Consider the following 10,572-nt stretch of genomic DNA (forward strand, 5'->3'; position numbering starts at 1 on the left):
TTAGTCATTAGTCATTTGTATTTCAAAGGACAATATTAACGATTGCAATGTACAATTCTTTTCGCGCATCAGCTTAAGAGTATTTACCTTTTTGTTAAATGACTGGCTACAAACCTTCAGTTAAAGTTTTTTAATGAAAATTAAAAATCACAAAGACATGATAAATCGTCGTATTCATATTAATTTTAATCTTACTCGTGAACAATAAGATCCCCCACTTCTTTAAGAAGTCGGGGATCTGAGTTTTTGCCAGAGGTAACTCACCTGCTTATTCTCTTTATTACCTCGCCGGAATTTTCAACCCCCGACGCTCAAGGATTTGCCGCACTTCTGGGCTGGGAGTGTAGTTATAGCCATAGGAGGAGTTCTCTGTGTCATCCATAATTTGAGGTGTGAGTAATACAATTACCTCATTGCGCTGGTTCTGTCTGTTTGTACTTCTAAATAGTGAACCAATTAGTGGAAGATCACCCAAAATAGGAATCTTGGAGATAGAAGTCCGGTCTGTGTCTTGAATAATGCCTGAGAGAATGAGCGTCTGACCATCTCTCAAGCGAATCAAGCCAGAATTAAGAGAGCGCTCAGATACCAAGAATATTTGTTGACTACCACCTCCTCCAACGTTGATTGTAGCTGGAGCTTGGGGTGCTTTGACCACAGGAGCTACCGATAGAGAAACAAAACCGTTATCGTCAATCCGCTCAATTTTGACAGCTAGGGTTAAACCTACTCGGTCTTTTTCTGCTGAAATCGTTTCGGTAGCAAGATTTGCATCCCGAACGATTTCCCTTTTAATATTGCCTACTACTTCCTGAGTCAGGTTGACATTAGCTTGTTGACCTTCTTGTACAATTAACGTGGGGTCAGTCAAAATCTTGGCGTTGCCATTTGTAATCTGAGCTTGCAAACTAGCGAGAAGACGTCTAGGGAACTGGAACAGAGATGGTAGAGCAGATGTTGCTGTTCCCAAAACTCCTGGTGTGAACGTAGTAACTCTACTGGCAGGAGTACCAGCAGTAGCAGGAACCGCAGGAACAAGCACATTACCTTGTGCATCAAGAACAGCAGGAGTACCAGGAGTACCAGGAACGGCAGGAGTATTTGTAACAGTAGTTACATTTGGTGTTCCCCTTGTAAAGTCTGTAAAACCCCCTTGGAATGGATTTTCTGAAACCCCCGCTCGACGGTTAAAGAATGATTCAGTCCCTCCTGGTACATCAGGTTGTTGTAACTGCCCGTCCACAATCGTTCTATTGCCTACCCCAGTTCCTGGAATAGCAGTGGAGTTATTTAAATCCAGGAAAGTATTACCACCACTATAGGGATTAGCAGTAACAGGTCTACCACCGCTTAAATTGCTTGCTACTTCAGCGCTAGTAGCTGGTCTGGAACCGCCAAAATTCAGAGATGCTGCACCACCATCATTTGTAAAGTAGTTATTACCAACTCCAAAGGAAAAGCTGGTGTTGTAATCTTGGGTGTTCAATAGGTTAACATCAATAATCTTGACGTTAACTACTACTTGGCGACGGCGGATATCAAGCTGAGTTAGTTGAGCCATCGCCATCTCAACTAGCCGAGGAGGGCCAATCAAGGTTAGAGCATTTGTGCGCTCATCCCCTAATGCCTGTAAACCTCTCAGTAATGGGTTAGAGTCTGTAAAAGTAACACGTTGAGTTTCAACTCTGCTTTCTGTGGTGGTCTGAGTTTGGGTGATAGGGGTAGCTCCAGCCCCAACAGGTACAGCATTAACGCTGGTAACTTGTCGTTCGCGGCTGATGGCACTTTCTGCCCCCAAGCCAACCAAAAAGTTGATGGCGACTCCTACTGATACTTGATTGAGTCGTAGGCTACGCATAACCATGTCACGGGTAGAATTAGGTAGTTTAGGCCCAACAAAAACCGTGCGATTACTGCGGTTAGCTTCCAAACCACTCAGGCGCAAGACGTAGTTAAACACATCTTGGACTGGCTCATTTTCTATATCTAGGGAGATTGTTTGAGAGGTTGCTGGTGCATTAGCACCAGCAGCAGCACCTTGTTCACCTCCGATATAAGCCAAGTTCAAATTAGCAGCACGGGCAAGTAGTGATAAAACCTCACGCACCGGCGCATCTCGCAGCACTAAACGCGGTACACGTTCTTGAGTTCCTAAGTCAATGGTGCTAGGAGAAGCATCAGTATTAGAGATGGCAATATCTCCTACGGGTGGGGCGACGGCTCTAGGTAAGAAAGGTGGAGCCTGACTCACAGGTTGACCTGGCCCAGCAGCTTGTGCGGGTTGTCCGTCAATGGTGACTTCCGGGTTAGGAACGAGAACTTCTGGCTTTTGACCAGGTTGGGCTGGAGTCGTAGCAGGCGGTGCTGTGAAAGTTTGCGCTGTTGGCGTTGGTGTTGATGCTATAGTGCCTGACGATGGGCTAAAGCTGAGTGTAATTCCATTTTGCGATCGCACCACAGGTTGACTGCTAGGTGTATTGTTACTGCCTGTTACCGTTACCCGGACGCTATTGGCATCAAGCTGATTAACCTCAACAGATGCAATTCCTGGTGCTGGGCTATCTTGACGAAAGCTCTTACCTTGTGGTAATCGTAATTGAGTATTGATAATATCTGCGACTAAAGCGTTGCCTCTTTTTGTAGTGAAAACTTGGGGGCGCGACCCAGAAGAAGTTTTCAAAGCAACATTAATTCCACCATTAACTGGATTTAACTGGACATTAGTAATTTGACTAATTTGTGCCCAAACTGGTTGAGCTGCCAAAAATACAAAAGCGGCAGTACCTAATATAAAACTATTACCGTGAAGCTGTTTCACAGTTCATTCCTCACCTTATAAAACCTTGTTTACAAACAATTCTGAAAAGTTGGAGTTAGGAATGAGGAGTGAATAATTAGAAAATAATAACTCGTAATTCCTGTACAGACGCGATTAATCGCGTCTCTACTTCTAACTCCTGTACAGACGCGATTAATCGCGTCTCTAACTCCTAATTACTTTTTCGGGGCAGCCTTAGCAGCAGCAGCAGCTATTTCTTCTGGAGTAAGTGGCATCAATACCTGTAATTGGAATGATGTATTAATCGCTGCTGGCCCTACCTGCACTGGCGTTTTATCCAATGGGGATCTTGACTCTACTGGAGCCAAACTTGCTTGATAATCTTTAACTATTAACAAAGGCTGCAAACGCTCAATGTTACGCATTATCGATTGTGTTTGCTCGTAAGTTCCTGTAATTTCGGCATTGATAGTGCTGCGTTGCAGCTTACCGTTAACCTGTAGTCCTAGAGTTCCATCGGTAACTGGTTCTGGTTTTTGCGAAACTGGCACAAATTTCTTCAGTTTGGCTCTCACTACATTCATAGAAGTTGGAGTATTGCCAGAGTCAATTAAGCGGTTTATATCCAACAGCAATGTATCTAAACTTTTTTCGTTAGCGAATAAACCTAAAACCTGAACTTTTTGCTGTTTTGCCTGTGCTAACTCGTCTTTAACTTTACCAATTTCTTTGATACTGGCTTTTTTCTGCTCAATTTGCCCTTGCAATTCAGAGCTTTTGGCTTGCTGTTGCTGATAGCTTTCCAAAGCTGGCATCAGCAGGTTTAACAATATATAACCTGCTCCTGCTAAACCAATTACCCCCACCAATATGCCAATAATTTTTGGTGTGAAGGCAATACCAAATAGCACGGGGGATGCTGGCGTAGCCTGATCGAATTCCCCACCTTGTTCGCCAAAATTTAAATCATCACTCAGCGTCATTTTGAAATGACTCCTGTTTGTTGCATACTACGAATTCGAGTCACTAACCCCACTGTGCCTTTTTTCTCCAACTCCCGGATTAATTCTGAAGCTGGAACGTCGTTCATACTCGATTGGATCGTGTATTCAACTACTTGTGGCGGCTTAATTGTTACACCCTTAGTAGGTTGACCCACACCTGGTGGTAAAGGAGCATCTACCAACGTTGCCGTCACAATTCTGCTTTCTGTGGGCTTCAAAAATTGAGACTGTTGTAGACTCAATAAAAAATCATTGACATCGTTAAAAGAACGAGCCAATCCGATAATTTCTAACCCTCCAGCAGGATTGGTTGGTGGCTGCCCTTCTGCTGCCGGAATGGGTGGGGTTTGCCTGATAGTCTTAATTTGCACTGCTGCTGGAATGCGATCGCGCAAATCTTGCAGCATTGCTGACCAAGGTCGAATTTGATCAAATACAGTGACTAAAGCTTGGGTTTCCCCTTTAACTGCCTTCGTCTCGTCTTTGATTTTATTAATATTTCCTATTTCTGTATCTAACCTCTTGCTTTCTTGGTCTAGTTGTGCGATTTGACCATCTAACTCAACAATCTTCCCTTGCAACAGCCAGCAACCAAGTCCCAATAAAGCTGGAAGAGTTACACCTACTCCAACTCCCACATACAGCAGTGTCAAATCCCCCGTAGGAAACTTTAGGGATATTCCTTTTCCTTTCTCAGGATTTTGCTGGTATGCTGGACGATCTTTAAGAAAGTTAACATCTAGGCTGTACATTTTGTTACACCTCCCGCATTCCTAGACCAAGTACGATCGCCAAGCCAGAGCGTTGCACCTGTGGATATTTCTCAGTGTCAACTTCCAAAGATAAAGCCCCGATTGGATCTATTTGGGTAGTTGGCAAGCTCAATCGTTGGGTAAAGAATTCATCTAACTGTTGGAGTCCACCTCCTGGGCCAGCTAATATAATCTGCGCTACCTCCAAATTTTCACTTTGATTGAGGTAAAAATCGATGGAACGGCGCAGTTCATCAGTTAGTTCTCCCAATACTCTTAATATGGCTGCCATACCAGGATTGATTTCAGTAACCCCAGTTTTCCCGCCGTCTAGAGATGTTTGGGGAATCACCATTCCGTGTAACAGTTCCATATCTCGTGATGTGGGTAAGCTCATTGCCCTTGCTAAGGCAGTTTGCATTTGATAAGTCCCGATTGGGACTGTGCGCGAAAATTGCGGCACTCCGTTAACGATGATGGCGATTTCTGTACTGTCAAACTCTATATCAACTAGTACTGCTGCTTCTTGCGGCCCAAATTGTCGCAATTGCTCACGAATAGTCCGAATCAGAGCAAAACTGTTAATTTCTAAGACATCGATTTGTAATCCTGCCTGCTCGAATGTACTGATATATGTATCCGTTATCTCTTTACGGGTGGCAACTAGAAGTACGTGTACTTTTTCAATGCCATCTTCATCTACAAAGTACCCAAGTTTCTGATAATCTACATCAGCCTCTTCACGAGGATAGGGTAAATATAAACCTGCTTCATGGTTAAGAACCATTTCTCGCAGTTCTTTATCATCTAACTCTGCTGGCACTGGTATGATCCGAACGATGGAATCTCGCCCTGGTACACCAGTAGCAACGCGAGAAGTTTTGATTTTGCTCTCAGTTAGCGCCTGCTGGATTAATTGCGCCATTGCTGCGGGGTCGGTGATTTGACCATCGGTAACTACGCCTTCTGGAACTGCTACCGATGTAAAGGTTTCTAGCTTCAAGCCTTGACCCTGCTTGCGTAGCTGAACTACATTCACCCTTTCGGGAGCAAGTTCAATGCCGACCCCTTTTTTTGATTTGCCAAACAGACTTTTGAAGCTTTTTACCACAGTTGTGCCCGATGGACTGCTAAATTGAATTGGGCATTGGGCATTGGGCATTGGGCATTGGGCATTGGGCATTGGGCATTAAGAAAACTTTTCTTTAGTCCCTAGTCCCCAGTCCCTAGTCCCTAGTTCCTAGTCCCTAGTCGCCTCTATTACTGGTAATTTATTTAGCCTATAATCTCGACAATTCTGATCTAAGCTTTTCACACTGAGCAAGCGTAAAAATACTGGGAAAATGATTCAATTGCGAAAATTTAAACAACTTGTTGCTTTTACACTGCTTGGCTTATTAACCAGTTGGATTGTAAGTTGCAGCACAAGTAATGTTGGTACAGGTACAAAACAGGCTACTTCAGGGGCGGCAACTATTGAGTTTTGGACGATGCAACTCCAACCTCAATTTACCGACTACTTCAAAAACCTAATTGCGAATTTTGAATCGCAAAATTCAGGTATAAAGATTAACTGGGTTGATGTCCCGTGGGCGGCGATGGAGAACAAAATTTTAACAGCTGTCTCCGCAAAAACGCCACCTGATGTAGTTAACCTGAATCCGGGTTTTGCTTCCCAACTTGCCGGACGAAATGCCTGGTTAGATTTAGATGCAAAAGTCTCAAAGGATGTACGTTCCTCCTATCTAGCGAATATCTGGGAATCTTGTACGCTTAATGGCAAGAGTTTTGGGATTCCCTGGTATCTCACCACACGGCTAACCATTTATAACACCGATTTATTAAAACAGGCAGGTATCAATAAACCGCCTGCAACCTACGCAGAATTGGCACAAGCAGCGCAACAAATTAAAGACAAAACTGGCAAATATGCCTTTTTTGTGACTTTCGTACCGCAAGATTCTGGTGAAGTGCTGGAATCTTTTGTGCAAATGGGTGTCACTTTAATAGATGCTGAGGGGAAAGCGGCGTTTAATTCAGCACTAGGTAAGGCAGCGTTTCAGTATTGGGTAGACTTGTATAAAAAAGGCTTACTTCCTAAAGAAGCTTTGACGCAAGGACATCGCCACGCGATCGATTTATACCAATCTGGAGAGACTGCGTTTCTCGCTTCTGGGCCAGAGTTTCTGAAAACGATCGCTAATAATGCCCCGAAAATTGCTCAAGCTACGGGAATAGCACCTCAACTCACTGGTGACACAGGTAAGAAAAATGTTGCGGTGATGAACATGGTGATTCCCCGCGATAGTAAACAACCAGACGCCTCTGTTAAGTTTGCTTTATTTGTCACCAATGACGAAAATCAGTTAACCTTTGCTAAAGCTGCAAATGTTCTACCTTCTACAATCAAAGCATTATCTGATAGTTACTTTACAAATGTTCCAGCTAATGCTTCAACAATAGAAAAAGCGCGAGTTATGAGTGCTAAAGAATTGTCAAAGGCAGAAATATTAACTCCTACTTTGAAAGATTCCAACAAACTGCAAAAGGCTGTTTACGAAAACTTGCAAGCAGCAATGTTAGGACAGAAGACTGTAGATAAAGCTGTAGAAGATGCGGCGCAAGAGTGGAACAGTACTAGGAGTTAGTAAACAAACGAAATAATAGCTAAATATAAGAATTTCGGGGTGGAAATGGATGTAGGACTTACGCTTGCATTGTCAAGACTTAGGCAAGTTGCGTAAGTCCTGTTTGAGAAACAGTGTCTTGGACAAACTACGCTTGCACCACAAAATTTAATTCCGTAAGAGTTGGCGCACCAGTTAGAGTTGCAAATAGACCACCGCTACCAAAACCTGCGGCACTGCCATTTTGGTTGTAAAATAACTGCCCACTGGCAGCGTCATAGATAATTTTCGCCGTGCTAGACGCCACAGAAGAAGTTGTGATTTGAAAATCACTATCGTTAAGATAACCTGTTCTTGTTAAAGCGATCGCATTAAACCCACATTCCGCACCCTTAACTGTCACAATCGGTTATTACGGAAGTTGATTTATGAAAAAGGAGTAAAAAATTACATTTATCTCAAGAGAAACAGATTTGGGATAGGAAAATTTATCAGATATATTCTCAATAAGGAGCAATAAATATAAGAGTAGTTTGGTGGAAAAGTTTAATAATATAATGTTATTATTACAAAATTAATACATTATTGTAACTTATGTCTATCGGAAAATAAAGTTAAAAACGCCATGACTTATTCAGAACATTAATTTTATTAATGAGCTAAATGATCTAATTAAAATATTAATAATATTGATAAATCAACTTATATATCTATAGTAATTACGGCAAGCTTCTGGGAGGAATAGGAGAATGTACTTCATTTCAGATGTCAAATTATAAAATTCTGTTTTTTGTTGAAAAGTCACAAGATGAACTGATTGAAAACATTGAAATATCCACCGCATGGTTGGATTATTGATTTTGAACCAATTTTGACATCAAAATAACCTAAGAACTAAATTTTTATACTTAGTCGTAAATATTCAAATGTATATCTAAGTTAATCATAATAATTCCTATTTAGCTCTAATGAATTCTAGTCAATTCTCTCAACCATTAGTTCTTATGTACTAAATATATCCGTTTCTTTGGGGTGTGACAGTTGTGGGTGCGGAATGTGGGTTAAGGCAAGAGACGCGATAAATCGCCGTCTCTACAAAGGACTGATTCTTGTAAAGACGGCGATTTATCGCGTCTTTGGATCTAGGGCGTGTCATCAAAAAACCTTAATTGCTGCTACAGCTTGTAGTTTTGCCTAAATCCTGTAGGCGCATCTTCAAAAATAAATGGTGTTAGTATCTCAACTTTGAACATTTGCAGCAAATACTTTAACCTTTGCAGCAAATGTTATTCCATGTATAAGAAAGGCTTAAGTATTTGCAAGAAAGGTATAATCATTTGCTGCAATTGCTTTAACCTTTGTAACAAATACTCTTCCATATATAAGAAAGGCTTAAGTATTTACAAGAAAGGTATAATCATTTGCTGCAATTACTTTAACCTTTGCAACAAATACTCTTCCATGTATAAGAAAGGCTTAAGCAATTGCAACAATCATTGTAGTGAACTTATAGATATAGCTGTTGCTAAAAAATCGCCTACTAAATAAAGGGAACCACACACAATTATTAAATCGTCTGTGGTAGCGGTTGAGGTTGCGGCTTCTAGTGCTGTGAGTAAATCTGGATGGATTTGGCGATCGCTTAATTCGGGACAAATGCTGTAAGCTAGGTTTGCTAAGTAGTCTAAATCAGCAGAAGTTCTACCTGGCCAAGATTCTGTTGGTATTGGTACTAAAAAAAGGCGATCGCCTGGGCGCAGTAAGGCGGTAAAAATATCAGCATGATCCTTATCGGAAAACATTCCCATAACCCAATTGACTGGCTTGGGGTTAACTGCGTTTAAGCTATCGACATACTGGCGAAGAACTTCGGCGGCGGCGGTATTATGAGCGCCATCAAGTAATAATTTATGGTTTTTCCAAGTAACCCATTGCATCCGCCCTGGCCATTTAGTTTTTGCCATACCGTTAGTTATGGCTTCTTCAGAAATCTGCCAGCCCTGTTGTTGGAGAATTTCTAAAGCTGCTATTGCCAAAGCTGAATTTGCTAATTGAATTTGTCCGGCTAATGGCAAAGGGTATTTAATTAACTTTGAATTTTGAATATTTTGATATTCTGCCCATCCTGTAGCGATTTGACGGGCGGGTTGAGGCGTAAAAATCGGGCATTGTAATTCTAAAGCACGCGATCGCACAACTTTCTGGGCATCCGGTGGCAATGCTCCAACCACAACAGGGCATCCAGGTTTGAGGATACCAGCTTTTTCTCTAGCAATGTCAGCAACAGTAGGGCCAAGTTGCTGCCAGTGTTCCCGGCTGATGGAAGTTATAACCGTAACCAAAGGTTCCAAGCAGACATTAGTAGCGTCTAAGCGCCCTCCTAGCCCGACTTCTACCACAGCCACATCAACTTGCTGCTGGGCAAAATACAACCAAGCAGCCGCCGTAATTACTTCAAACTGAGTTGCCGATTCGTCTTCAGGGCGAATAACCGCTTGGACTTGTTGGAATAATTGACTCAATTCCTCAGAAGAAATTGGCTGTTCATTCAGACAAATACGTTCTGTCCAATCTACTAAATGGGGAGAAGTGTAACGTCCTGTACGATAACCAGCCTCAGTAAGTACCGAGGAAAGATAGGCACAGACAGAACCTTTACCATTAGTGCCAGCAACATGAATTACCGGGACTTGGTGATGAGGATTACCAAGATTTGCTAAAAGGTTGACGATGCGATCGAGTCCCAGATGGACACCAAAGCGTTGCAGGGGTTGTATTACAGAATCGATGTTCAAGGAAGTGAGTGGGGAGTGGGGAGTGGGGAGTGGGGGGATGAGGGAGATAAGGGAGAAATAAGTAATGCCCCATGCCCTATGCCCTATGCCCAATCCCCGATTAATGAATGAATTTAAGCTTCTCTATCTAAAAAGCCTTGAATTTGTCTTAAAGCCGCAGCGCCAATATTAAATACTGCCCAGCTAGCTGCAATGACAACTGGTGCTAAAACGATCGCTATACGGTAATCGATATCCATATCTAGAACCCCTCTCTTAAGTAGAAATTAAAGTTTTGTCAACTGCTCTCATTTTTATTTTTAGCTGAAGTGGGCAACTTTTCCAAGTAGATATGTAAAGAATGTTTAAATTATTGGGTATTGGGTATTGGGCATTGGGCATTGGGCATTGGGCATGGGGCATTGGGCATGGGGCAGAGGGGGAAAACTCTTATTTCTTACTTTCTCATCTTACCCAGTCCTTTTCTTGTCTACGAGACGTTACGCGAACGGTAGAACTACGCCCAACGCAGGCTCAGTACAAGTGTCCAATGCCCCATGCCCAATGCCCCATGCCCAATGCCCCATGCCCAATGCCCCATGCCCAATGCCCAATGCCCAATGCCCAATGCCCCAT

At 42.5% G+C, this 10,572-nt stretch carries 8 protein-coding genes and 1 pseudogene; 2 read left to right on the forward strand and 7 right to left on the reverse strand.

Annotated elements, in window-relative coordinates:
• Nucleotides 1-280 precede the first annotated feature (280 nt).
• From CDC33_RS15485 to pilM, 4 genes are all read right to left on the reverse strand, one after another.
• The gene (locus tag CDC33_RS15485; RefSeq protein ID WP_109009205.1) at nt 281-2,818 is read right to left on the reverse strand and encodes a type IV pilus secretin family protein; all 2,538 of its coding nucleotides are present in this window, start codon (nt 2,816-2,818) and stop codon (nt 281-283) included.
• A gap of 176 nt (nt 2,819-2,994) precedes the next feature.
• A complete protein-coding gene (locus CDC33_RS15490) occupies nt 2,995-3,762 on the reverse strand; it encodes a type IV pilus inner membrane component PilO (protein WP_109009206.1) in 768 nt (255 codons plus the stop codon).
• On the reverse strand, nt 3,759-4,535 hold the full coding sequence (locus tag CDC33_RS15495) for a PilN domain-containing protein (RefSeq protein ID WP_109009207.1): 777 nt from the start codon (nt 4,533-4,535) through the stop codon (nt 3,759-3,761). The genes CDC33_RS15490 and CDC33_RS15495 overlap by 4 nt, the downstream gene beginning before the upstream one ends.
• A gap of 4 nt (nt 4,536-4,539) precedes the next feature.
• On the reverse strand, nt 4,540-5,646 hold the full coding sequence (gene pilM, locus CDC33_RS15500) for a type IV pilus assembly protein PilM (protein ID WP_109012592.1): 1,107 nt from the start codon (nt 5,644-5,646) through the stop codon (nt 4,540-4,542).
• 232 nt (nt 5,647-5,878) lie between these two features.
• Between pilM and CDC33_RS15505 the strand changes: the two genes are divergently transcribed.
• The gene (locus tag CDC33_RS15505) at nt 5,879-7,183 is read left to right on the forward strand and encodes an ABC transporter substrate-binding protein (protein WP_109009208.1); all 1,305 of its coding nucleotides are present in this window, start codon (nt 5,879-5,881) and stop codon (nt 7,181-7,183) included.
• A 127-nt stretch (nt 7,184-7,310) separates the two neighbouring features.
• On the opposite strand, the gene CDC33_RS15510 is transcribed toward CDC33_RS15505, so the two are convergent.
• From CDC33_RS15510 to CDC33_RS15520, 3 genes are all read right to left on the reverse strand, one after another.
• Entirely contained in the window at nt 7,311-7,565 is a 255-nt protein-coding gene (locus CDC33_RS15510; protein WP_109009209.1) for a hypothetical protein, read from the reverse strand.
• Between the two features lie 1,090 nt (nt 7,566-8,655).
• Nucleotides 8,656-9,957 (reverse strand): bifunctional folylpolyglutamate synthase/dihydrofolate synthase, encoded by a 1,302-nt coding sequence (locus CDC33_RS15515; protein WP_109012593.1) that lies wholly within the window; start codon nt 9,955-9,957, stop codon nt 8,656-8,658.
• Nucleotides 9,958-10,070: 113 nt separating this feature from the next.
• Nucleotides 10,071-10,196, reverse strand: coding sequence for a photosystem II protein Y (locus tag CDC33_RS15520; RefSeq protein WP_012411301.1), 126 nt, complete (start codon nt 10,194-10,196; stop codon nt 10,071-10,073).
• Nucleotides 10,197-10,297: 101 nt separating this feature from the next.
• On the opposite strand from CDC33_RS15520, the pseudogene CDC33_RS38790 reads away from it, so the two are divergent.
• Nucleotides 10,298-10,572: pseudogene (locus CDC33_RS38790) on the forward strand (hypothetical protein); the annotation flags it as partial.

It is taken from the genome of Nostoc commune NIES-4072 (genome assembly GCF_003113895.1).
GTDB lineage: Bacteria > Cyanobacteriota > Cyanobacteriia > Cyanobacteriales > Nostocaceae > Nostoc > Nostoc commune.

Coding starts and splice junctions, on each gene's coding strand:
- CDC33_RS15490 (WP_109009206.1), bottom strand. CDS start 3,762: ATGACGCTGAGTGATGATTTAAATTTTGGCGAACAAGGTGGGGAATTC.
- CDC33_RS15495 (WP_109009207.1), bottom strand. CDS start 4,535: ATGTACAGCCTAGATGTTAACTTTCTTAAAGATCGTCCAGCATACCAG.
- CDC33_RS15505 (WP_109009208.1), top strand. CDS start 5,879: ATGATTCAATTGCGAAAATTTAAACAACTTGTTGCTTTTACACTGCTT.
- CDC33_RS15520 (WP_012411301.1), bottom strand. CDS start 10,196: ATGGATATCGATTACCGTATAGCGATCGTTTTAGCACCAGTTGTCATT.